Origin of the sequence: Ensifer sp. ENS07 (assembly GCF_014852185.1) — a bacterium.
Classification (GTDB): domain Bacteria; phylum Pseudomonadota; class Alphaproteobacteria; order Rhizobiales; family Rhizobiaceae; genus Ensifer; species Ensifer adhaerens.
This window is the reverse complement of sequence record NZ_JACVBE010000001.1, coordinates 81467-103435: the sequence shown is the minus strand read 5'-3', so window position 1 is coordinate 103435 and position 21969 is coordinate 81467. Positions and strand designations below refer to the sequence as shown.

The following is a 21969-nucleotide window of genomic DNA, read 5'->3' as shown; positions in this document are numbered from 1 at the left end:
AGACGGAAAGCCGCGTCATCCGTCAGAGATGGCGCGGCGGTCACGGGCAAGGAATGCGGGTCTACGTCAGTTGGCCTGGTACATTTCGCCGGACGAGGTGATCATCACCCAGTGGCCATCCCGCTGCTCGAGCGTGGCAAGACGCGTGTTGTCGGGCAGAACCGAGCCGATGCGCACGATATACATGCCGCTGGCATCCTCGATCAGCGCCCGGCCGTTGGCGACATGCATCAGCTTGAAGCCGGACTTGCCGGGAAAGGGCTGCGACAGCCCCTCTTCGGCAGCCGTACCTTCCGGTCCCGGACCAGCGCCGATGCCCGGCACGGTCGCCGTCGTCAACTGGTCGATGGCGGCCACGGTGTCGCCGTCCGCGTCGGGCATGGCGAGCGGAGAAACCGAGACGACGTTGCGCGCGGCGCGTTCCGGCAGATCACGGGTCGAGCCCTGCCACAAAGGCGGCATGGTGAACTTGTCCTGGTGGAAGAATGCATACCAGGGAAAGAAGGTCGCGAAAGCGGCAAGCGCCACGCCGGTCGCGGCCAGGAACTTGTCGGTCATCGGCATGCGGCTGCGCTTGCGCTGATGCACCATCTCGTCCGCATCATAATCGGTCATGGTCATCACCTCGCTCTCGCACCCGGCTGATTGCCCATCGCCGCCGCCTTCAGCGCGTTGGCGAGATCGGAAAAGGCATCCTGTGCCGGGCGCTCACCGGCGGTCTGCGTCAGTACCTCGTAGATGACCGGCACCTGCTTGATCGCCATGTCGAGATCCGGATCGCCACCCGGGCGATAGCCGCCGATCAGGCGAAGGTCGCGGGTCTCTTCGAAGCGGTGGATCAGCGCCTTCAGGCGCGAGACCAGCTTCTCCTGGTCGGGGGTCCAGGCCTTGCGCGCCAGGCGCGAGATAGAGGCGAGCGGATTGATCGGCGGATACCGCCCCTCCTCCGCAAGACTGCGCTCGAGCACGATGTGCCCATCGAGGATACCGCGCGTCGAGTCGGCGACGGGATCGTTGTGGTTGTCGCCGTCGACGAGGATGGAGATGATCGCCGTGATCGTGCCGGCGCCTTCGGTGCCGGGGCCGGCGCGCTCCAGAAGGCGCGGCAGTTCGGTGAAGACCGAGGCCGGATAGCCGCGCGCGATCGGCGGCTCGCCGGACGCGGTTGCGACCTCGCGGATCGCGTGGGCGAAGCGGGTGACGCTGTCGACGATCAGAAGAACATTGTCGCCGTTGTCACGATAATGCTCAGCGATGGTGACGGCGGTCAGCGGCGCCATCTTGCGCAGCATCGGGCTTTCGTCGCTGGTCGCGACGACCGCGACGGACTTCGCCAGATTGTCGCCCAGCGTATCCTCGATGAATTCGCGCACTTCACGGCCACGTTCGCCGACCAGCGCGATCACCACCTTGTCGAAGGCATCGGCGCGCGCCAGCATGGAGAGCAGCGTCGACTTGCCGACGCCCGAACCGGCAAAGATGCCGAGACGCTGACCAAGGCAGAGCGGCGAAAAAATGTCGATCGCGCGCACGCCGGTCAGGAAGCCCTTCTCGACTCGCTTGCGCGTCATCGACGGCGGCGCGGTGTTGGTGATCGAGCGGCGCACGTCGCCCTGCTGGAGAGGTCCGAGACCATCGATCGGCTCGCCGAGCGCATTGATCGCGCGGCCGCACCATTGGTCGGTCGGCGCGACACGGAAGGCGCCCTTGCGAATGACCGTGTCGTGGATGCCGATCGGATCGCCGGGCTCGATCGGGCAGACGACCACCCGCTCCGGCTCGACCCGAACGACCTCGCCGAGATGGGTTCCGGTGACGCTCTTGTGGGCGACGAAATCGCCGAGCCGGACATGCCGCGACAGGCCAGTCACCGTATAGTGGCCAGGCGAGATCGTCTGGACGTGACCGCCGGGCGCGATCGAGAATTCGGGTTTGGCATAGCGTTCGACCAGGCCGGCAAGTGCCGCCAGAGATGTCGATCCCGTGCTCGTTTTCTGGCCTTCGCTTTGCATGCCGATGTCCGTCACAGATTAGCGGCTGCCGCCAAGCGTCTTGACCGCTTCTTCGAGCGATCCTTCGCTGTCGCGCAGCAGGGCGGTGATGTTGTCGAAGGCGCGGGTGACCATGATCAGCTGCGACATTTCCTGAATGGCATTGACGTTGGACTCCTCGAGGAAGCCCTGCATGACGCCGACATCGAAACGGTCGACGACCGGCTCGACCTGTGCCGCCGGCTGAACGGCGCTGTTGTCGAGACGGATGAAACCCTTGCTGAAATCGGCCTCGTAAAGGCCGAGCGAGGCGACCGCGACACCGTTCTGGTGAAGCGCACCATCGGCGCCGACGGTGATGTCGCCGCCGTTGCCGTTGAGCTGGATCGGCGCGCCGCCGGCGTCGAGCACCGGATAGCCGCGAATGGTGACGAGTTCGCCGGTATCCGTCAGCGTGAACCGCCCGTCGCGCGTGAGCGCCGGGCCGGCGGGCGTCTCGATCTGGAACCAGGCATCGCCCTTGACGGCGAAGTCGAGCGCCGAGCCGGTGCGCGTCAGCGAACCGTTGCTGGTGTTCAGGAACTCCTCGCCCTTGTTGACGTAGGCAACCTTGGTCGGCTTCGTGTCGCCGAGCATCTCGTTGAACTTCACCTCGGTGCCGCGGAAGCCGACGGTGTTGGCGTTCGCGATGTTGTCTGCAAGCGTATTGAGGCGCTTTTCAAGCGCCATCTGCGACGAAATCGCGACGTAAAGACCGGTTTGCACGCTCAGTTTCCCCCGAGTTTCAGGCTGTTGATGGACAGGAGAAGATCGGAAGAAATGCCGTAGCCGCTCGATGAGCCGAAGACCGCGAGCGGATCATAACCGTCCGTTGAATTTTTGGTTTCCCAGAGCGCGGTGAACCGGTCGAGAAACTCGGCTACCTTGGTCGGGTCCTGGAAGTCCTTGAAATCGAGCGCCTGTTCATAGGTCTCGGCCTGGCGATCGACATTGGTCGCTGCGAATTCGTCGGGCAGCTGCAGCGCCGTGCGCACCACCTGGGCAATCGCCTCATCGGCGATGATGGCGTAGCCGCTGTCGATCGTCGGCGCCATGCGCGAAAAATAAAGGGCAAGCCTGACGCCGGCATTCTCTTCGCCTGCGTCCTGTTCCAGGGTCTGGCGCGTGTATTTTTCTGCGACGCCCTTCTGCGCACGGTCGAAGGATGTGGCGGCCGCGCCGTGGGCGGCAAAATTCAGCGATTCGACGAGCTGCTTGTAGCGGTTGTCGGTCAGCTTGTTGGCAAAGGCATCTTCGTTGTCGACGCCTTCGGTCAGCACCTTGCGCATGAAGGCCTTGGCATAGGCCATGTCTTCCAGGCCATGCGCCTTCATCGCGTAATTGTAGAGGCGGGTATCGGCAAAGAAGTCGTCGATCGTTTTGACGTCGCCGATCTTCGACAGATAGTACGCGGTCTCGCGCGCCACATCCGGCTGCTCGGCAACGCGGGCCAGCGACTTCGTCAAGTCGGCCGTAATCAGCTTGTAGCTCGTATAGGTCGTGGTCACGATCGCTCCGCCCCTGCCGGAATGAGACAGGCAGCCCCTGAGCCTGCCCTGACAAATCCTGACCGGACAGCCTTGCGCGAACCTGTTCCGCCAGGTGGCCTTGTCGCCAGGACCGGCCAGCCTCACGCAAGGATGAAACCGTATCCCGTTAGCGGAAAATAAGATCGCGGCAGGTATCGAAAATGAATATCATCATCGGGCTTCTTGTGACGTTCGGCTGTATCCTCGGCGGCTATCTGGCGATGGGCGGCCACATGGAAGTCCTCAACCAGCCCTTCGAACTGTTGATCATCGGTGGCGCCGGCGTCGGCGGTTTCATCATGGCCAACTCCATGAAGGTGGTGAAGGATACCGGCAAGGCGCTCGGCGAAGCCTTTCGCCACAAGGTGCCGAAAGAGCGCGAATATCTCGACACGCTCGGCGTTCTCTATTCGCTGATGCGCGACCTGCGCACAAAGTCGCGCAACGAGATCGAAAGCCACATCGACAACCCCGAGGAATCTTCGATCTTCCAGTCGGCCCCGACGGTTCTGAAGAACAAGGAACTGACCGCTTTCATCTGCGATTACGTGCGCCTGATCATCATCGGCAACGCCCGTTCGCACGAGATCGAAGCGCTGATGGACGAGGAAATCCAGACCATCACCCACGACAAGATGAAGTGCTATCACGCGCTGAACACGATGGGCGACGCCTTCCCGGCGATCGGTATCGTCGCAGCCGTTCTCGGCGTCATCAAGGCGATGGGTGCTATCAGCGAGGCGCCGGAAGTTCTGGGCGCCAAGATCGCGGCCGCCCTCGTCGGCACCCTGCTCGGCGTGTTTCTCTCCTATTCGATCGTCGCGCCGCTGGTCGCCAACGTCAAATCGGTGCGCGAAAAGCAGAACCGCCTCTACATCATCGTCAAGCAGACGCTGCTTGCCTACATGAACGGTTCGGTTCCGCAGGTTGCTCTCGAATATGGCCGCAAGACCATCTCGGCCTACGAGCGTCCGTCGATCGACGCAGTCGAGCAGGAAATGATGAACCCCGGTGGCGGCGGCGAAAGCAAGGCGGCTTGATCTGATGACCTCCAACGTTCACGCATTCGACCGTAAACTTCTGGCGCGCATGACCGGCGCGCTCGGCGACGACCGGGTGATCGGTCGATTGGCCCTCGAACTCGGCCAGGTCTTCGGCGAATTCCTGCCGGATATCTGCCGAGCGGAGACGGGTCTCGACATAACCATCGGCTATGCCGGCCATCGGACCGGCATGCGCCGCGAATTGATCGCGTCGATGGGCACCGGCGTGCTCATCAGCGAGGTTTCGCTGCGTAACTGGTGCACGGACTTTCAGATCGGCTGCGACAGCCCGATCATCATCGCTCTGGTGGAGGCGCTGCTCGGCGCCGAGCCCGCCGGCATCGAAGAGCCGCAGCCGCGCGCGCTCTCCCAGATCGAGATCGACGTGGCCGTGCCGCTGTTCGAGAAGATCGCCGACGTGCTCAGGACCGCCGTCAATGCCCCCGGCGGTTTCGAGCCGATCGTCGAACGCCCGCTCAACAGCGTGGCGCGCGCCAAGCCCGATCCGATGATCGAGGACGTTCACGCCGGCGCCATCGACATGACGATCGGCTTCGGCCCCGTGCTTTCCACCTTCTCGATCATCGTTCCGCAAAGCGTGCTTCTGAAGACAACGATCGTCTTCCCCAAGGGAAGCGGACAGCAGCGCAAGGCGAAGGCCGAGTGGACGGAGCAGCTGGAAGAACAGGTTCGCCGTTCGGCGGTGACGATCGAGGCGCGCATCCGGCTCGAAAGCCTGACGCTCGACACGATCAGCCGCCTGCAACCGGGCGACGTCATTCCCTTCCTCGACGCCCAGGACGTTCGCGTCGACGTCAACGCCAATGGCCGCGACCTCTATGTCTGCGAATTCGGGCGCGCCGGATCGAAATACACGGTTCGGGTCAAGGATACGCACGGATCCGAACAGGACATCCTTCGCCACATCATGAGTTAAATCGGCCTGCCGCGCGCTCGCAGCATGCCTGAGGCAAGCTTCAACTGGAATAGTTCTCACATGGCACCCAAAAAAGCACCCATCAACGAACAGGCCGAAGTCGCTGTCGGAGACATGGAACTCGACCAGGCGATCAATGACCTGCGCGGTGTCCTGAAGCAGGATTCCGACACGCCTGATGCTTTCGGCTCCGAATTCGGCGCCGAAACGCTTGGCACGACCGATTTCGGCAGTGATTTTGGCGCACCGGCCGCTGGCGGCCTCGACGCATTCGGCGGCGATTTCGGCTCCAGCGACTTCGGCGCCGATCTCGGCGGCGCGGCCGCGACGAGCGACTTCGGCGGCACGGATTTTGCCGCGACGTCCTTCGACAGCGCTGATGTGGCCGTCGATACACCGCCCGGCAGCGGCATGAATGCCAATCTCGACCTGATCATGGACATTCCGATCGACGTCCAGATCGTGCTCGGCTCGAGCCGGATGCAGGTTTCGGGCCTCATGAACCTCAGCGAAGGCGCAACGATCGCGCTGGATCGCCGCATCGGCGAGCCGGTGGAGATCATGGTCAACGGTCGCGTGATCGGCCGTGGCGAAATTACCGTTCTCGAAGGCGACGATACCCGCTTCGGCGTCAAACTCATCGAGATCAAGGGCAATAAGAAGTCGTAGGGCCCAATGATTGGGCGAAGGATGAATCCATGATGGATTTCGAAAGTTTCGAGGCTCAGGCGCTATCAAGGCCGCTCAGCCAGACGGACAAGGCAGCGGCCGTTCTGCTTGCCATGGGCAAGGGCGTCGCCAGCAAGCTGTTGAAGTTCTTCACCCAGAGCGAGCTGCAGTCGATCATCGCCTCGGCGCAGTCGCTGCGCGCCATTCCGCCGCATGAGCTCGAAGCGCTCGTCAACGAGTTCGAAGACCTCTTCACCGAGGGTGCCGGCCTCATGGACAACGCCAAGGCGATCGAGAGCATTCTCGAAGAAGGCCTGACGCCGGACGAAGTCGATGGCCTGCTCGGCCGACGCGCCACCTTCCAATCCTACGAAGCCAACATCTGGGATCGCCTGCAGGAGTGCGACCCGGTTGCCGTTTCCGTCCAGCTTGCCAAGGAACATGCGCAGACGATCGCTTACGTGCTGTCGATGATGCCTTCCAGCTTCGGCGCCAAGGTGCTGCTGCAGCTGTCGGAAGAACAGCGCCCGGACATCCTGAAGCGCGCCGTCAACATGAAGGACGTCAACCCGAAGGCCGCTGCGATCATCGAAAACCGCGTCATGGAAATGATCGGCGAGATGGAAGCGGAACGCAATTCGGCGGGCCCGGCCAAGATCGCCGAAGTGATGAACGAACTCGACAAGCCGCAGGTCGATACGCTGCTCGCCTCGCTCGAATCGCTCAGCACCGCCTCCGCCAACAAGGTACGCCCGAAGATCTTCCTCTTCGACGACGTGCTCTACATGCCGCAGCGCAGCCGCGTTCAGCTCTTCAACGACGTGTCGACCGACATCATCACGATGGCGCTGCGCGGCTCGACGTCGGAACTGCGCGAATCGGTACTCGCCTCGATCGGCGCGCGCCAGCGCCGCATGATCGAGTCCGATCTCGCCATGGGCGATGCCGGCATCAATCCGCGCGATATCGCCATCGCACGCCGCTCGATCACGCAGGAAGCCATCAGGTTGGCTGCGAACGGACAGCTCGAGCTCAAGGAAAAGGACGTGCAGGCGGCCTGAGGCCTGCCTCCGTCTGACGAGCCGCACAAAGCGGCCGGGCTACCGCTCCCCAAAGGGTAATTTCTGTTGAGCCCCGGCGAATGCCGGGGCTCAACTCTTGCCTGGTTCCCGCGCTCGGTCCACTACAGGAGGCGCAATGCAGGGCGTATGTCCGCCGGACGCGCGTCGCTGTAGAGGAACCGGGAGCCGTCCTGTCTCATGTCGGACGATCAGGATAAAGACAGCAAAACAGAAGCCCCGTCAGAGAAGAAGATCTCCGACGCCGCCGAAAAGGGTAACGTGCCCTTTTCTCGTGAAGCCACGATGTTCGCATCGACGCTCGCGATCTACATTTTCTTCGTCTTCTTCCTGACCGACGGCGTCGCCACCCTCACCGAAGCGCTCAAGGATATCTTCGAGCAACCGGAGGCCTGGCGGCTGGAAAACGCCACCGACGTCGTGGCACTGATCACCCATCTTATCTGGAAATCGACAGCCCTGGTTGTCCCGGCTTTCGTCCTGCTCATCGTCTTCGGCGTCGGCGCCTCCATCTTCCAGAACCTGCCCGTGCCGGTTCTCGACCGCATCCAGCCAAAGCTCAATCGGGTTTCGCCGATGGCCGGGCTCAAGCGGATCTTCGGCATCCAGGGCCTGGTCGAATTCGGCAAGTCGCTGTTCAAGATCATCATCGTGTCAGTCGTCGTCGTTCTGGTGCTCTGGAACGACTATTTCGCCACGCTCGACCTGATGTTTTCCGATCCGGTCACGATGTTCTCGACGATGGCGAGCGACCTCAACGAGATCATGATCGTCATTCTGCTGTCGACCGCAGTGCTGGCGATCGCCGACCTCTTCTGGTCGCGGCACCATTGGTACACCGAACTGATGATGACCAAGCAGGAAGTGAAGGAGGAAATGAAACAGGCGCAGGGCGACCCGATCGTCAAATCGCGCCTGCGCTCCATGCAGCGCGACCGGGCGCGCAAGCGCATGATCTCGTCTGTGCCGCGCGCCACGCTCGTCATCGCCAACCCGACCCACTATGCCGTCGCCTTGCGTTATGTCCGCGAGGAGAGCGACGCCCCCGTGGTCGTCGCAATGGGCCAGGACCTGGTTGCCCTCAAAATCCGTGAAATTGCAGAGAAAAACGGTGTTCCGGTCTTCGAAGATCCGCCGCTTGCACGCTCCATGTTTGCACAAGTCTCGGTCGATAGTGTGATTCCACCGGTGTTTTACAAGGCTGTTGCCGAGCTCATTCACCGGGTGCATGCGTCGCAACCAAAACGGATGACATAACTCCGATGAAAAAGTGCGAATTCTCCGAGAAGCGGGAACAGATCGTAGCTGAAGCAATTCGCCCCGTGGCGACCGAACTGCGTCTCATCGACGCCGCCGATTTCATCGCGCTATTACGGTTCGAGTCCTATGCCAGCCTCGCTGACCTCGTCGAATCGGCAGCAGAGCTCTATTTTCTGCCCGGCACGGTCAATTTCGGCCTCGGCGGCAACTACAATCTGGATTGGGACAGCGAGCCGGAAATCGTGCTCGACCTCGAACTGAAACCCCGCGGCGTGACCATCTATGTCCGCCTGTCGCTCGGCAACGAGACGGCCGGGATCGAGATCAGCCACATCAATTTCCAGAACCCCTCGTCCGACCCGGACGAGAACACGGCCTTCCTGGCTCGGAGCCTGGCAGAGGCGAAATTCATCAAGTCCTATGAGTTGCCGCTGGCGAGCTGAAAGCACCGCTCCGACGGGTCTCGTGCGGACGTGCGATTGACGCTGGCAGGTTAAATTCCGTCGGCGCCGCTGCTCAAAAGGCCGGAGCGACCCGTCTAGTTCAGAGTCAGCTGATGTAGCCGAGGCGGATTGCCTTGGCGATCGCCTGGATGCGGTTGACCGAATCGAGCTTCGTCGTCGCCGCGCCCAGATAGGCGTTGACCGTGTGGACCGAAAGTCCCATGCGCTCGGCGATCTCTTCGCTGATGTGACCGTCGCCCGCCATCTGCAGGCAGGCGATCTCGCGGTCGCTCAAGGTTTCCGCCGGTGCGACACGCTTCTCGTCGGCCGCCAGCAGATCGGTCATGATCATGCAGCTGCGGCCGTGCAGATCGACCACCTGCTCGGTGGAGGCATCCACATAGCTGCCTGCGAAGACGACATAGCCGTTGCCCTGGGCGCCGAGCCTGACGGGAAAGGCGATGCCGGAATAGGGAAGCTTGCGGCCCTTCAGGCGATGCGCGAAAGGCGCCAGCTCGGAAAGCTCTGCCGCCTGGTGCTCGCCGGCGCCGTCCCAAAGGACCGGCAGCAGCGACTGGTCGAGATGAGCGACGAGTTCTTCGCCATAGGCATTGACGAGATCATGGGCGTTCGCTTCGGCAGCGACGCCCCAGTTGTCGAGGACACAGGTGAGCTTTCGGGCGCTGCCGGTTCCCTTGCCGTTGAGCCGCAGGACTGCAAAGTGCTTGGCGTTGATCTGACGCTGCATGGCTTGCAGGCGCGTGACCAAGGTGGCCGCTCGCGCGGCGCGGTTGCCGTTCCTCGCGAGCTTCTGCTCGTCCTCGATCCGCCCGCCGCCAAGAAAATGCGTCATCGCGCCCGTCCCTTACACAAGATTGTTGCGCACCGCGTAGGCAATCGCTTCCGACCGCGTCCTGGTCGCAGTCTTGCGCATGACGCTGGTGATGTAGTTGTTGATGGTGTTGCGCGAAATGCCGAGGATCACTGCGATCTCTTCGCTCGTCTTGCCTTCGGCAATCCAGAACAGGCACTCGAGTTCGCGCTCCGTAAGCTCGAAATCGCGGTCATGGCGGACTTCGGCGCGCGTGGTGAAGCTTGCCAGATAGCCCGCCAGCAACGTCACGTCACGCAGGCTCTCCTGCGACAGGATCACGTCTTCCGGGACCAGGAGCATCAGGGAGAAACGCAGGCGCCCGACATTGAAGGTGATCGCGCAATATTCGCGGCTGATGCCGCGCGGAAGCTCGGTATTGTCTGGCAGCGCATGAAAACACGGCTGCAACACTGCGAGGCACTTTTCCAGTTCGGTGGTCTTGGCATGAAGCGCCGTGATCACACCCGAAAGCCGCCGGACGACGTCGAAAGGCCAGTCCGAGCAGACCACATGGTCGAGACCGCTGTCCTGTGACAGATCATAGCGCGCCAACAGATAATGGCTTGCGCCGACATATTCCGTCAGCGCCGAAAGGCCGCTTCCGAGAGCACCGCGCCCGGCGACTTCGCCCAGTCGTCGCAAAAGCTGCTCGCGCGAAAACCCGCCGCCGCGTGCGCGTGTCGGTGCCGTCGGCAAAGGCCAGACAGCAATGTCTGCTTGCGAAATGTCCATGAGTTCAGCCCCTGTGCCGGATCCACATCCCGGAACTGCATTTGCGCTGCCGCCGCCAACAGCCGGCCGAAGCCGAATATCACCACCAGTCGCAGATCAGGACACGAATCAACTGCTAAAAATGTACATCGACGCGAGAAAAAAAACATCGCCCTCTTCTGGCTATTTACTTCGTGCCGCTGGCATGTCGCGATTCGTGATCAGTCACCCCTGCCAACGCCCCTGCGCCACTGCCAGAACCGGCGCGGCATCGCAACACATTGAAAAGCAGAGATTTTTCTCCTGAAAATCCACAATTTCCGCGCCTCAGGCGGGATCCGATGCAGCGTTGCAAGTGGAAAGCACCGGAATTTCATCCCAAAAAAGGACGGTTCTGCGCGTTCAGAGAATTTCGAATTCGCACGATATTATACTTTGTTTTCATAGCTGTTGCTCAAATGCACCAGCCCATTTTCAGACAACGCTCATTTTACCGATATATAAATTGTGAAAGCCATAGAATTAATTTCGGCTATAACAAAGATATATTTCGATTTAACTCTGTATTGCTCGAAACCGTCATAGTAGATGACACAGCACAATGCACGTCATGCGGGCGCGCGGAATCTATAAATTAAGATATCGTTAAAACATTACCATCCGGGATTCCACCGGGACTCACGTGAGCTCCCTTCGAAACTTGAAGCAATTTTGAAGCCAGATGAAAACCGGCGGCCGGACTCCCGCAATATTTGCTCCCAACATCGAAATCCACCGCAAGCGCGATCACAGGCAGCGGGGACAAGAAAAATCCCGCCACGAGGGCGGGATTTGCAAGAAATTCCAAAGCTGTTTTCTGAGTGTCAGGCCGCCTTGTCGAGAGCCCACTTGCGCAGGATCTTCGCCGCGCGCTCTTCGCTGATCTCGACCATGCGGGCCAGGCGCCGTTCCGGACCTTCCTTGACGCGGCGGTTGAAGCCGCCGCTGTCGTCGCCCATGCTGAGCAGGTCGTCGGTGCTGTCGAAGCCGAAGTCCGAGCCGAAGCCGTCCATGAGCGCGCCACCGGCACCGGCATTGGCCGGAGAGAAGTCGGGCAGTTCGAGGCCGGCTGCTTCGCCCTGGATCTGACCGGCACCGCCACCGAGACCGAGCTGGTGTGCCAGGGGCCGCATGCCCATCCAGACCACCAGGAAGGCGACGACGATGAAGGCGAGCGCGTTGATGATACCGCCGAGATTGCGAGTGAGCGTCTCCATCACACCGGGACCGGCCACCGCCTGGTCGAGCAGCTGCGTCTCGACGAAGTCCATGGCGGTCAGGGTCACGACGTCGCCGCGGTTGGTATCGAGGCCGGCAGCCGAAGCGACGATCTTCTGCATGTCAGCGAGATAGGCGTCGATCTTGGCCTGATCGGCCGGTTCGCCGACCATCGCTGCCAGGCGGCCGCGGTTGACGACGACGGCAACGGAGAGCCGCTCGACCGTATAGCTGTTCTTGACGGTGGCGATCGTCTTGCTGTTGATCTCGTAGTTGGTCTGCTCTTCCTTCTTCTCGGCCTGGTCGCTCGACTGCGGGCCGGCACCGCCCTTCGGGGCGGCCTGAGGAATGTTCTGCTGCACCGTCGCTGCATTGTCCGGTTGCTGTTGGCTGGACTTCTGCTCTTCCTTGGTCACGCGGGTAGAGCGTTCGACCCGCGATTCCGGATCGAACACCGTTTCCTGGATCTGCTGCGTGTCGGTGTTCAGACGTGCCGTGACGCTCGAACGGAAGTTGTCCATGCCGAGGAACGGAGCGAGCGCGTTGTCGATCTTCTTCTCAAGCTCGGTCTGGACGTTCTGGACGACGCCGAGCGACTGGTTGAGGGCGCTGTTGGCCGGATCGTCGCCCGATGCGAGAAGCTGCCCGGTCGAATCGAGCACGGTCACGTCATCGACGTCGAGCCCCGGTACGGACGAGGCGACGAGATGACGGATCGAAGCGGCGGCGCTGCGGCCGACCGTGGCGCTGGCGCGAATCATGACCGAGGCTGTGGGGTTCTGGTCTGCCTTGCGGAAGCTGCCGCGCTCCGGCATCACGATGTGGACGCGGGCGGCGGCGATACCGGAAATCTGCTGGATGGTGCGGCCGATTTCGCCTTCGAGGGCACGCACGCGGGTCACTTCCTGCATGAAGGAGGTGAGGCCGAGCGAGCCGACATTGTCGAAGAGTTCATAACCGGCATTGGCGCTGCTCGGCAGGCCACGCTCGGCGAGCAGCAGGCGCGCCTTGCTGGTCATGCCAACGGGAACCTGCAGACTGGCGCCGTCAGCCCCGACATTGAAGTCGATGTTGGCCTCGGCCAGCGCGATGCTGATCTGGGTGACATCGCTGCGTTCGAGCCCGACGTAGAGCGTCTCGAACGAGGGTCTGTTGACGTAAATTCCGGCCCCGAGCACCATGCCGACCGCGACAATGCCAGCCGCCGCCAACGCGATCAGCTTGCCTTGCCCGAGACTGCTCAGGTTCTTCGTGAACGTCGAGAGTTGATCCAACAGACTCATTCTGTTTCCGCACCCAGTATCGCAAGGTCAATGGGCCGATCATCGGCCGAGCGCCCTGCGCAGTTCCAACATTCGGGTTTTCTGGGTATCGACATGCCGAGTATCGACTTCCAATGCGCGCGAATCCACCAGTCCCGATCCGGACCGTAGGAAACGAAACTTGCGCGAACTTGGCTTGATGCGCCCGACCGAAGCGGCGGAGGCGCCGCCGCAAAACTTATGCACTGGGGCGAAACGGACCGCCGGACGCAGCCAAACCTGCGCGCAAAGTCGCGGCCGCGTCAGAATTCGGTACAGCAAGCCATTGATTTTAAATGGATGTTTCTTGAACCCGCGTCCTGCGAGGCTCTCTGGGAGCGTCAGAACGCTTCGAAATCACCGGCCGCCTTCGTCAGCGGTTGGGAGTGGCCGTGGCGCAACATGCCGTTGCCAAGTGCCTTTTTCATATCGGCAAGCTTTACCAGATTGACGGCCGTGGTGACGTCGACCATCCAGGCGTCCGGGATCGATGCGGTAATCGTGTCGATGAACTCGGCCAGACCGCGGGTCTTCTGCACGGCAAGGTCGATGCCCTGCAGCACCATCATCTTGTCGGGATTGGCAAGCGCATCGGCGCCGTGGTCACCGGCCAGTTGCGGCTCGATCCGCTCGATCAGATAGGCGACGTCATGCAATTCGGTGACGATGCGCATCAGCACTTCGGGGAGCGCTTCTTCCACGTGCGGCATGTGGCCCAGGTAGTCGGTCTGCATGTGTATGTCTCACGTGGCTCGGGGCTGCGGTAGAAGTCGTATTTCAGGCCTGCGAGGCGCCTGCCTCGCAGCATCAGAAGAATTCGATGGAGCTTTCGGCCGGCTTCGGCGCGACGATCGGGCGTTCCTCCAGTTGCACCGTGCGCTGCGTCTCGACGCCGGTCAGGGCGTATTGCCGGGCGCGGCCAGACGACGGCCAGTATTCGAGCTTGCGGCCGTGCTCGCCGCCGGTGCTCTCGCCGACGATGCGGATGCCCTCGTCGAGCAGGAACTGGCGCGCGAAGGCGGCGTTCTGTTCGCCGACATTGGAAAACCGCGCGATCGTCTTGGCGCCGCCGAAGATCTTGGCTTCGAGACGATCTCGCCGGGCGCCCTGTTTCAGGAGACCGTTGATGAGCAATTCCATGAGGTGGACCCCGTAGCGGGTCGCGTCGCCGCCGGACATGGGCGACGTCGCGGAACCTGGCAGCAGGAAGTGATTCATGCCGCCGACGCCGGCCACGGGATCGCGCATGCAGGCTGCCACACAGGAACCGAGAATGGTCGACAGCACGATGTTCGGATCGTTGAAGACCTTGTACTCACCCTGGATGACATGCACGCGCTTGCCGGCGGCTTCCATGTTCATTTGAGCGCCCCGAATACGGCTTCGATCGCAGCCTTCATCTTTTCGATGGTGAAGGGCTTGGCCAGAACGTTGTTGGCACCGAGGGCCGCTGCCTTCTGAACCAGGGCACGGTCGCCCTGGGCCGTCAGGATGATGAAGGCCGCCTTCTTGGTCGCCGGGTTGGAGCGGACAGCCTGCAGCAGGCCGAGCCCGTCCATCTTCGGCATGTTGAAGTCAGAGATCACGAGGTGGTGCGGGTTCTGAGCCATGATCTTCATGCCCTGCTCCCCGTCACCAGCGGCGGTGATCTGCTTGAAGCCGAGCTGCTGCAGGGCGTCACCCAGGAGCAGGCGGCTCGTCACCTGATCGTCGACGATCAGAACTTTGATTTTTTCGGCGATGGACATTATTCGCTTCCTTCCTTGCGGAGCGCCGCTGCTTTCAGGACCTCCTCCCCGATGGATCCGAGGGGGAGCTGGGTTTCAACGGCGCCCAATTCATAGGCGACTCTCGGCATGCCGTAGACGACACATGTCTTTTCGTTCTGGCCGAAGGTCTTTGCTCCGGCATGCCGCATTTTCAGGAGACCGGAGGCGCCGTCGCGCCCCATGCCGGTCAGAATGACACCGATTGCATTGCGTCCGGCAAGCTCGGCGACTGAATCGAACAGCACGTCGACCGAGGGCCGATGCCCGTTGACCGGGTCGCGGTCAACCAGGCGGCAGCAGGGTGCCGTCGGGTTGGCGACCTGCAGATGGCGCTCGCCACCGGGCGCCAGGTAGACCTTGCCGATTTCGAGCCGCGCGCCGTCCGTCGCCTCCTGCACCGCCGGCGCGCAGAGACGGTTCAGCCGCTCCGCGAAGCTCTTGGTGAAGGTGTGCGGCATGTGCTGCGTGATGACCGTCGGCGGGCAATTGGCCGGGAACTTCTGCAGTACCGTGATCAGGGCTTCAACGCCGCCTGTCGAGGCGCCGATGGCGATGATCTTGCGGCCGGCTCGGTACTCGGACGCCGTATTTGCATTGGCCGGAGTCGGCGCCGCGACCTTATTGCCGGTGATGATGAACTTGCGCTGCGAGCGGGCGGCCGCCTTTACCTTGTCGACGAGACCGGCAAAGGGATGGGGATCGCCCGGATGCGGCTTGCCGACACAATCGAAGGCGCCGATCTCGAGTGCTGCGATCGTGGCTTCAGCGCCCTTGTGGGTAAGCGTCGAGACCATGATGACCGGCATCGGCCGCAACCGCATGATCTTGTCGAGGAATTCGAGGCCGTTCATGTTCGGCATTTCGATGTCGAGGGTGACGACATCGGGATCGAGTTGCTTGATCGCCTGGCGCGCTTCCATGGCGTCGGCCGCCTGGCCGACGACGGTCACGTCTGGATCCGCGTTGAGCACGGCTGTAATCAGGCCACGCATTGTGGCGGAGTCGTCAACGACGAGAACGCGAGCGGGAGTGGTCATGCCCGTCCTCCATGAAATTTGCCGGTGTGGCGGTAGGTGGTGATGCCGATGTTGTCGAAGTGCGCCTTCGCGTCACCGGACACCCGTTCGGAATGGCCGATATAAAGGTGACCGTCGGTGTTCAGCATGCCGGCGAAGCGCGACCAGATCTTCATCTGCGTCGGCTCGTCGAAATAGATGACGACGTTGCGGCAGAAGATAACGTCGAACGGCCCCTTGAACGGCCATTGCGCCATCAGGTTCAGTTCGTTGAAGGTGATCAGCCGCTTGACCCGATCGTCGACCTGCCACTTGAAGCGGCCGCCGCTGTTGACCTCGGAGAAATATTGCTTGCGCATGGCCGGATTGACGGTTTCGAGCGCGGTTGCGTCGTAGGCACCGGCGCGGGCGAGCGCCAGGATCTTCGGGTCGATGTCGGTTGCCAGGATCCGGAAGTCGTAGTCGGCCGCATTCGGCAGCAGCGACAGAACCGTCAGCGCAATCGAATAGGGCTCCTGGCCGTCCGAGCAGGCGGCCGACCAGATGCGCACCCGGCCGCCGGCCTTAGCGCGCGCGATGAGCTCCGGCAGCACGTCGGTCTTCAGGTGCTCGAAGTGATGGTTCTCGCGGAAGAACCGCGTGAAGTTGGTGGTCAGATGCGAAAGCATGTCGCGCCGCGCAGCCGCACCGGCGGGCGAAGCGACCAGCTGGCAATATTCGCGGAAGCCCTTGAGCCCGAGATTGCGGATATGCTTCGACAGCCGCGAATAAACAAGCGACGCCTTGGTCTCGTTGAGATAGATGCCGGCATCCGCATAGATCATCGCAGCGATCTCGGTAAGATCGCGGCGGGTCAACGGATACTCGCCGCTCGCTAGGCACTCGTCCGGCGACAGTTTCTGTTCAGCGACGGGCTGACTTCTCATGCGGCTTCCCTTTCTTCCTGCGGGAAGATCGCTTCGAGTTCAATGAGACAGATCATCCGGCCTTCGATCGCAAGCACACCGCGCGCGAAGCTCTTTTCGAACTCCGACGAGATGACATCCGGCGTCGGCTGGATCTTGTCGTCGGTGATCGTCAGGATGTCGGAGACGGCATCCACAAGCAGGCCGACGACCTGGCTCTTGACCTGCGCAACGATGATGACGTGACGCACGGTCGGGTCGGCCGGCGTCATGCCGAGCCGGGCCGAGAGATCGACGATCGGCAGCACCGCACCGCGAAGGTTGATGACACCGAGCACATAGGATGGCGCATGCGGCATGGATGTCGCAGGCGTCCAGCCACGGATCTCGCGCACCTGCATGATGTTTACGCAGAATTCCTGATCGCCGACGCGGAAAGCGATCAGCTCCCGTCCGTCCGTGGTCAGATTTCTTGCGGCATAGGTCATTGTCATTATCCGACTGCAGCCAGTGACATTTCAGGTTTCAGCGAATGCCCGCGCGAGGCGGCGACGATCGCGTCGACATCGAGGATGAGCGCCACGCGGCCGTCACCGAGAATGGTCGCGGCGGCGATACCCGGCACGTGGGTGTAGTTGGCCTCGAGGCTCTTGATCACCACCTGGCGCTGCCCCTGGATCGCATCGACCATCAGGGCGCGCTGGCCGCCACCTTCCGATTCGACGAGCAGGGCGACGCCTTCGACCGGGTTCGCCTGGATGGCACGGAAATTCAGGATCCGGCCGACGTCGACGAGCGGGCAGAAGGAGTTGCGGATCGAGATCAGCCGCTGGTTGGAGCCGAAGGAATGGATCGCTGCGGCTTCCGGCTGCAGTGTTTCGACGATCGCGGTCAGCGGCACGACGAGTGTCTGGTTGGCGACGGTGACCACCATGCCGTCGAGAACGGCGAGCGTCAGCGGCAGGCTCATGGTGAAGACCGAACCGTGGCCCGGCTTCGAGGAGATGTTGATGCGACCGCCGAGCGCCTGGATCGAGCGCTTGACCACGTCCATGCCGACGCCGCGGCCGGAGATGTCGGAGATCTTGTCGGCCGTCGAGAAGCCGGCGTGGAAGATAAGGTTGTCGATCTCTTCGTCCGAGAGGTTGGCGTCGGCGGCGATCAGGTCGTTGTCGATCGCCTTCTGGCGCACCTTCTCACGGTTGATGCCGGCACCGTCGTCGGCAAGCTCGATGACGATGCGGCCGGAACGGTGCTTCGCCGTCAGGCGCACCGTGCCTTCGGCGCTCTTGCCGGCGGCAAGGCGCTTCTCCGGCGTTTCGAGGCCGTGGTCGACCGCGTTGCGGATCATATGGGTCAGCGGCTCGGCGAGCTTGTCGATGACGGTCTTGTCGACTTCGGTGTTCTCGCCTTCGGTGATCAGGCGGACCGACTTGCCGGTCATGTCGGCGATTTCGCGAACGATACGCGACATACGCTGGAAGACAGGCTTCACCGGCTGGGCGCGGATCGCCATCACCGAATCCTGGATCTCGCGGGTGAGCTGCTGCAGCTCTTCGAGGCCCATGTTGATCGAGGACGTGCCGTTTGTGTCGTTCTCGACGACGCTCTGCGAGAGCATCGCCTGATTGATCACGAGTTCGCCGACAAGGTTGATCAGGCGGTCGACGCGATCGAGATCGACGCGAATGGTCGGCGTTGCAGCCGATGCAGCGGCCTGCTGGGCGGCAGCGCTCTGGGCGGCGGCGCTGGCCGCGGGAGCTGCCTTCTCAGCCGGTGCGCGGGCGGCGGACTGCGCCATCTGCAGCACGTTGCTGGCCGTGCCGGCGGCTGAAACCGCGGCGTCGCGATCCTGCTGCTGGGAGGCAAGCTGTTCTTCTTCCTCGACGACACCGACCGATACCGCCGGTTCGTCGTCAAGGATCGACAGGTCGAAGGGAACGGGCTGCATCGGCAGCTCTTCGCCCGACTGCGTCGCCTCGTCTTCGACCAGCGAAATTTCCAGGTCGCAATCCCACTCGGCGAATTCGAAAACCGTGCGGATCGCGTCCTCGCCCTTGTCGGTCTTGAGCGAGATCTTCCAGAAGAAATAGGCGCTCTCCGGGCTCAGCCGATCGAGCGTCGGCAGTGCGCCCATGTCGCAATGGATGCTCATCTCGCCAAGGCGCGAGAGGTCGCGCAGAAGCAGCGTTGCCTCGTTGCCCTTGGCGTAGAGATCGGACTTCGGCTTGAAGACGATCTCGTAGGTGGGCATTTCCATCAGCGGCGGCTCTTCAGCCGCGTCGAAGTCATCGAAGGAGAAGGCGACCGGCTGGAAGCCTTCGTCGTTGACGGGCGGCGGAGCCACGGCAGCGACGGGCTTGGCAACCGGTTCGGCCGGCGCTGCCGACGCCTGTGGAACTTCGCCGTTTGCGAGCGCCTCGAGTTCCTTGATCAGCTGGCGGCTGCGCGCCTCGTCGACGCTGCCGCCATCGCGCGCAGCGTTGGTGAGGTCGGCGAGTACGTCGGCCGACTTCAGCATCACCTTCAGAACTTCCGGTCCGGGATCGAGCCTATTGGAACGAACGCAATCAAGGGTCGTCTCGAACACGTGCGCGAAGGAGACGAGGTCGTCCAGCCCGAAGGCGCCGGCGCCACCCTTGATGGAGTGCACCGCACGGAAAACGGCATTGACCGTTTCCGGGTCGCGGTCGCCATCATTGAGCTTCAGCAGACCCGATTCCAGTTCGGCGAGTTGTTCCTCGCATTCCTGGAAGAAGATCTCTTTGATTTCGTTCATATCCATTGGAGGCTATCCCCGGACTTCAGGCCGTTACGCGCTCGATTGCATCGATGAGTTTGGTCGGGTCGAACGGCTTGACGATCCAGCCGGTTGCACCCGCCTGACGCGCGCGGTTCTTCTTCTCCGCGTCGCTTTCGGTGGTCAGTACCAGGATCGGAATGGCGCGGTAGCGATCGTTCTTGCGCACGCCTTCGATGAAGCCGAAGCCGTCGAGACGCGGCATGTTGATGTCGGTGACGATCACGTCCGGATTGGCTTCTTCCAGGACCTCAAGGCCTTCGACGCCGTCTTCGGCCTGAATCGTTTCGAAACCGGCATTGTTCAGCGTAACCAGCAGCATGTTTCGGATCGTCCGGGAGTCGTCGACCGTCAGAACTCGCTTCTTCATTTTCTCAAATCTCCTTTGCCATCAGGTGGTCGATCTCGACCCCGATGAGCTGTGTCGTTTTCTCGAAAGCGTCCGACACCTTGCTGAAGGTGAAAGACAAATGTTCCTCTTCCCAGGTCTTGGCGCCGGCCATCAGCACCTGGACACAAAGCGTCCCGACCCGCTCGACCGCGGAAGCGTCGATCACGATATCGCTGCCCTTGAGCGCGAGCAGCTTCTCGTGCAGTGCCGTTGCCTCATTCAGGTCCAAAACCGGAGCGAGGCTAAGCGTCTTCTGGGCGGTCTTCTTGCTGGCCATTCCTGTCTTCCTCGACTGCTAACTCTCTACTGCCCTTGATATCAGCGCTGCCAACCGGCGAGCTGCCGCTGCAGCCCGTCGTCAAACAACGGTGCGGCCGACTCTTCGGCAACGACGGCGGATGTGTGACGGAAGGGCTCGCGGCCGGCACGCGCCGATGCGGCCGGATGGCGACGCTCCAGGCGGAACTGGCGGATGGTCTCGCCGAGCTCGACGATGACCGTATGAAGATCGTCCGACGAACGGACGGTTTCGCCGGCCAGCGCGGCACTTGCCTCGACACCCCTGGAGATCGTGCCGATCTCGGTCGCGACGCCGCGGAGGTCGCCGACCTGCTGCTCCGCCTCGCGGGCGATGCCGGAGACGGCGGAATTGATCGACGTGACCTGCTCGACGATGCTGCTGATCGCGTCCTGGGTGCGGCCGACAATCTCGACGCCGGTCTCGACCTGCGCCTTGGTGCCGGAAACGAGCTGCTTGATTTCGCGCGCCGCTTCGCCGGAGCGCTGTGCCAGCGCACGCACTTCCTGAGCGACGACGGCAAAACCGCGACCGCTGTCGCCGGCGCGCGCCGCTTCGATGCCGGCGTTGAGCGCCAAAAGATTGGTCTGGAAGGCGATCTCGTCGATGACGCCGATGATCTGGCCAATCTTTTCGGCCGACGCCTCGATGTCAGCCATGGCGGAAATCGCCTGGCCGGCGATCTCGCCGCTGCGCTCGACGGCAATGCGGGTCTCGTTGGCCTTCGTTTCCGTGGCGCTGATCCGACCCGAACCGGTCGCCATGCGTCCGGCCATGTCGGAGAGCACGGCAAGCTGCCCGGAAAGCGCGTCGGCTTCAGCGCTCGCCTTGTCCGTGAAAGCTGTCGCGCCGTCGCGCATGCGGTCGACCAGTACCCCGGCAGCCTGGCTGCGCTGATCGGAGGCCTGAAGACTTTGCTGGATCTGTTCGAGTGCCGCGTTCAGGCTCGCCACGATCGGCTGATAGGCTTCGACCGCCGTTTCCGGCAACCGCGCGCCGAGATCACCCTGACTCACGCCTTCGGCAAAGTCGCCGAAGAGTGCCTTGACCTCCAGCTCGTCGGCGCTGCGCTGCTCGGCGAGCTGCCGCTGGTGCTGTTGGCGGAGGGCGTTGAAGCGGAGCGAAACGCCGATCTCGCTGTCGACGAAGGTCGTGCGCACCAGAGCGGCGACGAGCTCGCAAAGTTCGCGGCGGCGCGCCTTGCCCATCGGCAGGAAGGATCGCGGCCAGGCGTCTTCGATCAGTCCGACGATGAGATGTTCGAGCACGACGGCATGGCTTGCCATCTGCCAGCGCGGGTCGAGGCCCATGCGGCTTGCGGTGTCTGCGAGCACCTTGATGCGCTCGGCATAAAGCCCGTCAAAGCGTGCGTCGGTCAGCACGTTCCAGTGCGACGACTGAAGATCCTGAAGGCGGTCGATCTGGCGGTCGCTGTCGAAATGGCGGGCGGCGTCCGGATAGGTCTGGAGGCGCTGGAAGAGGTCGCGAAGCGCCTGATCAATCCGGGGAGAAAGCTTTTGCCTGTGATCGCGGACGCGGTTGCAGCTCTCGTCGTCGAGCCCGGCAAAGCGCAGGCGCTCCAGCAGGCTGCCTGCCTGGCCCTTTTTTGCCTGTTCTGACGATGCTTCCTGCCTCAACGCTGATCCCCGGTGCTGCA

The 21969-nt window shown here is 62.4% G+C and carries 23 protein-coding genes; 6 read left to right on the top strand and 17 right to left on the bottom strand.

Annotated features, from left to right (window positions below):
- Nucleotides 1-66 precede the first annotated feature (66 nt).
- From IB277_RS00480 to IB277_RS00465, 4 genes are read right to left on the bottom strand one after another with little or no spacing between them, the layout of a single operon-like run.
- Nucleotides 67-621: a hypothetical protein gene (locus tag IB277_RS00480; RefSeq protein ID WP_060581897.1), complete on the bottom strand. Its 555-nt coding sequence runs from the start codon at nucleotides 619-621 to the stop codon at nucleotides 67-69.
- Entirely contained in the window at nucleotides 621-2012 is a 1392-nt protein-coding gene (gene fliI, locus IB277_RS00475; RefSeq protein ID WP_034797576.1) for a flagellar protein export ATPase FliI, read from the bottom strand. Before fliI ends, IB277_RS00480 begins: the two co-directional genes overlap by 1 nt.
- An 18-nt stretch (nucleotides 2013-2030) precedes the next feature.
- Nucleotides 2031-2756, bottom strand: a complete 726-nt coding sequence (gene flgF / locus IB277_RS00470) for a flagellar basal-body rod protein FlgF (protein WP_034796916.1) — start codon at nucleotides 2754-2756, stop codon at nucleotides 2031-2033.
- Nucleotides 2757-2758: 2 nt separating this feature from the next.
- Complete coding sequence (locus IB277_RS00465; protein WP_060607036.1) at nucleotides 2759-3538, bottom strand: DUF1217 domain-containing protein; 780 nt, start codon at nucleotides 3536-3538, stop codon at nucleotides 2759-2761.
- A 182-nt stretch (nucleotides 3539-3720) separates the two neighbouring features.
- Here IB277_RS00465 and motA point away from each other — a divergent pair, with 182 nt between their 5' ends.
- The 6 genes from motA (at nucleotide 3721) to IB277_RS00435 (ending at nucleotide 8990) form a co-directional block, all read left to right on the top strand.
- Nucleotides 3721-4599, top strand: coding sequence for a flagellar motor stator protein MotA (gene motA / locus IB277_RS00460; RefSeq protein WP_034796921.1), 879 nt, complete (start codon nucleotides 3721-3723; stop codon nucleotides 4597-4599).
- Nucleotides 4600-4603: 4 nt separating this feature from the next.
- Nucleotides 4604-5539: a FliM/FliN family flagellar motor switch protein gene (locus tag IB277_RS00455; protein WP_034797578.1), complete on the top strand. Its 936-nt coding sequence runs from the start codon at nucleotides 4604-4606 to the stop codon at nucleotides 5537-5539.
- A 60-nt stretch (nucleotides 5540-5599) separates the two neighbouring features.
- Nucleotides 5600-6208 (top strand): flagellar motor switch protein FliN, encoded by a 609-nt coding sequence (gene fliN, locus IB277_RS00450; RefSeq protein ID WP_034796923.1) that lies wholly within the window; start codon nucleotides 5600-5602, stop codon nucleotides 6206-6208.
- A gap of 29 nt (nucleotides 6209-6237) precedes the next feature.
- Nucleotides 6238-7269, top strand: a complete 1032-nt coding sequence (gene fliG, locus IB277_RS00445) for a flagellar motor switch protein FliG (protein WP_034796925.1) — start codon at nucleotides 6238-6240, stop codon at nucleotides 7267-7269.
- Nucleotides 7270-7467: 198 nt separating this feature from the next.
- Complete coding sequence (gene flhB / locus IB277_RS00440) at nucleotides 7468-8544, top strand: flagellar biosynthesis protein FlhB (RefSeq protein ID WP_034796927.1); 1077 nt, start codon at nucleotides 7468-7470, stop codon at nucleotides 8542-8544.
- A gap of 5 nt (nucleotides 8545-8549) precedes the next feature.
- Nucleotides 8550-8990 carry a hypothetical protein gene (locus tag IB277_RS00435; RefSeq protein WP_043613045.1) on the top strand — a complete coding sequence of 147 codons (441 nt, stop codon included), beginning with the start codon at nucleotides 8550-8552 and terminating at the stop codon, nucleotides 8988-8990.
- Nucleotides 8991-9096: 106 nt separating this feature from the next.
- Here IB277_RS00435 and visR read toward each other — a convergent pair whose 3' ends face one another.
- The 13 genes from visR to IB277_RS00370 all read right to left on the bottom strand — a co-directional run bounded on the left by visR (nucleotide 9097) and on the right by IB277_RS00370 (nucleotide 21949).
- Complete coding sequence (visR, locus tag IB277_RS00430) at nucleotides 9097-9843, bottom strand: transcriptional regulator VisR (RefSeq protein WP_060522253.1); 747 nt, start codon at nucleotides 9841-9843, stop codon at nucleotides 9097-9099.
- A gap of 12 nt (nucleotides 9844-9855) precedes the next feature.
- The gene (gene visN, locus IB277_RS00425; protein ID WP_034796931.1) at nucleotides 9856-10596 is read right to left on the bottom strand and encodes a transcriptional regulator VisN; all 741 of its coding nucleotides are present in this window, start codon (nucleotides 10594-10596) and stop codon (nucleotides 9856-9858) included.
- An 842-nt stretch (nucleotides 10597-11438) separates the two neighbouring features.
- Entirely contained in the window at nucleotides 11439-13115 is a 1677-nt protein-coding gene (gene fliF, locus IB277_RS00420; RefSeq protein ID WP_192370669.1) for a flagellar basal-body MS-ring/collar protein FliF, read from the bottom strand.
- Nucleotides 13116-13474: 359 nt separating this feature from the next.
- Nucleotides 13475-13867, bottom strand: a complete 393-nt coding sequence (locus tag IB277_RS00415; protein ID WP_034796935.1) for a hypothetical protein — start codon at nucleotides 13865-13867, stop codon at nucleotides 13475-13477.
- Nucleotides 13868-13940: 73 nt separating this feature from the next.
- On the bottom strand, nucleotides 13941-14495 hold the full coding sequence (cheD, locus tag IB277_RS00410) for a chemoreceptor glutamine deamidase CheD (protein ID WP_034796938.1): 555 nt from the start codon (nucleotides 14493-14495) through the stop codon (nucleotides 13941-13943).
- A complete protein-coding gene (locus IB277_RS00405; protein ID WP_025425902.1) occupies nucleotides 14492-14881 on the bottom strand; it encodes a response regulator in 390 nt (129 codons plus the stop codon). The genes cheD and IB277_RS00405 overlap by 4 nt, the downstream gene beginning before the upstream one ends.
- Complete coding sequence (locus tag IB277_RS00400; protein ID WP_110818518.1) at nucleotides 14881-15939, bottom strand: chemotaxis response regulator protein-glutamate methylesterase; 1059 nt, start codon at nucleotides 15937-15939, stop codon at nucleotides 14881-14883. The genes IB277_RS00405 and IB277_RS00400 overlap by 1 nt, the downstream gene beginning before the upstream one ends.
- A complete protein-coding gene (locus IB277_RS00395) occupies nucleotides 15936-16844 on the bottom strand; it encodes a protein-glutamate O-methyltransferase (RefSeq protein ID WP_090294972.1) in 909 nt (302 codons plus the stop codon). Before IB277_RS00395 ends, IB277_RS00400 begins: the two co-directional genes overlap by 4 nt.
- On the bottom strand, nucleotides 16841-17311 hold the full coding sequence (locus IB277_RS00390; protein ID WP_090294973.1) for a chemotaxis protein CheW: 471 nt from the start codon (nucleotides 17309-17311) through the stop codon (nucleotides 16841-16843). The genes IB277_RS00395 and IB277_RS00390 overlap by 4 nt, the downstream gene beginning before the upstream one ends.
- Before the next feature lie 5 nt (nucleotides 17312-17316).
- Complete coding sequence (locus IB277_RS00385; RefSeq protein WP_034796950.1) at nucleotides 17317-19608, bottom strand: chemotaxis protein CheA; 2292 nt, start codon at nucleotides 19606-19608, stop codon at nucleotides 17317-17319.
- A 19-nt stretch (nucleotides 19609-19627) separates the two neighbouring features.
- A complete protein-coding gene (locus IB277_RS00380) occupies nucleotides 19628-19993 on the bottom strand; it encodes a response regulator (RefSeq protein ID WP_025425897.1) in 366 nt (121 codons plus the stop codon).
- A 4-nt stretch (nucleotides 19994-19997) separates the two neighbouring features.
- A complete protein-coding gene (locus tag IB277_RS00375) occupies nucleotides 19998-20291 on the bottom strand; it encodes an STAS domain-containing protein (protein ID WP_034796954.1) in 294 nt (97 codons plus the stop codon).
- 41 nt (nucleotides 20292-20332) lie between these two features.
- Nucleotides 20333-21949 (bottom strand): globin-coupled sensor protein, encoded by a 1617-nt coding sequence (locus IB277_RS00370; RefSeq protein WP_110818519.1) that lies wholly within the window; start codon nucleotides 21947-21949, stop codon nucleotides 20333-20335.
- Between the last annotated feature and the right edge of the window lie 20 nt (nucleotides 21950-21969).

Excerpts from the sequence above, each read along its gene's own strand:
- IB277_RS00405 (WP_025425902.1), bottom strand. The coding sequence starts at position 14,881 with ATGTCCATCGCCGAAAAAATCAAAGTTCTGATCGTCGACGATCAGGTG.
- IB277_RS00435 (WP_043613045.1), top strand. The coding sequence starts at position 8,550 with ATGAAAAAGTGCGAATTCTCCGAGAAGCGGGAACAGATCGTAGCTGAA.
- IB277_RS00400 (WP_110818518.1), bottom strand. The coding sequence starts at position 15,939 with ATGACCACTCCCGCTCGCGTTCTCGTCGTTGACGACTCCGCCACAATG.
- IB277_RS00455 (WP_034797578.1), top strand. The coding sequence starts at position 4,604 with ATGACCTCCAACGTTCACGCATTCGACCGTAAACTTCTGGCGCGCATG.
- fliF (WP_192370669.1), bottom strand. The coding sequence starts at position 13,115 with ATGAGTCTGTTGGATCAACTCTCGACGTTCACGAAGAACCTGAGCAGT.
- visN (WP_034796931.1), bottom strand. The coding sequence starts at position 10,596 with ATGGACATTTCGCAAGCAGACATTGCTGTCTGGCCTTTGCCGACGGCA.
- flhB (WP_034796927.1), top strand. The coding sequence starts at position 7,468 with ATGTCGGACGATCAGGATAAAGACAGCAAAACAGAAGCCCCGTCAGAG.
- fliI (WP_034797576.1), bottom strand. The coding sequence starts at position 2,012 with ATGCAAAGCGAAGGCCAGAAAACGAGCACGGGATCGACATCTCTGGCG.
- IB277_RS00415 (WP_034796935.1), bottom strand. The coding sequence starts at position 13,867 with ATGCAGACCGACTACCTGGGCCACATGCCGCACGTGGAAGAAGCGCTC.
- IB277_RS00380 (WP_025425897.1), bottom strand. The coding sequence starts at position 19,993 with ATGAAGAAGCGAGTTCTGACGGTCGACGACTCCCGGACGATCCGAAAC.
- IB277_RS00480 (WP_060581897.1), bottom strand. The coding sequence starts at position 621 with ATGACCATGACCGATTATGATGCGGACGAGATGGTGCATCAGCGCAAG.
- IB277_RS00395 (WP_090294972.1), bottom strand. The coding sequence starts at position 16,844 with ATGAGAAGTCAGCCCGTCGCTGAACAGAAACTGTCGCCGGACGAGTGC.
- visR (WP_060522253.1), bottom strand. The coding sequence starts at position 9,843 with ATGACGCATTTTCTTGGCGGCGGGCGGATCGAGGACGAGCAGAAGCTC.
- IB277_RS00390 (WP_090294973.1), bottom strand. The coding sequence starts at position 17,311 with ATGACCTATGCCGCAAGAAATCTGACCACGGACGGACGGGAGCTGATC.
- cheD (WP_034796938.1), bottom strand. The coding sequence starts at position 14,495 with ATGAACATGGAAGCCGCCGGCAAGCGCGTGCATGTCATCCAGGGTGAG.
- IB277_RS00375 (WP_034796954.1), bottom strand. The coding sequence starts at position 20,291 with ATGGCCAGCAAGAAGACCGCCCAGAAGACGCTTAGCCTCGCTCCGGTT.
- IB277_RS00385 (WP_034796950.1), bottom strand. The coding sequence starts at position 19,608 with ATGGATATGAACGAAATCAAAGAGATCTTCTTCCAGGAATGCGAGGAA.
- fliN (WP_034796923.1), top strand. The coding sequence starts at position 5,600 with ATGGCACCCAAAAAAGCACCCATCAACGAACAGGCCGAAGTCGCTGTC.
- fliG (WP_034796925.1), top strand. The coding sequence starts at position 6,238 with ATGATGGATTTCGAAAGTTTCGAGGCTCAGGCGCTATCAAGGCCGCTC.
- motA (WP_034796921.1), top strand. The coding sequence starts at position 3,721 with ATGAATATCATCATCGGGCTTCTTGTGACGTTCGGCTGTATCCTCGGC.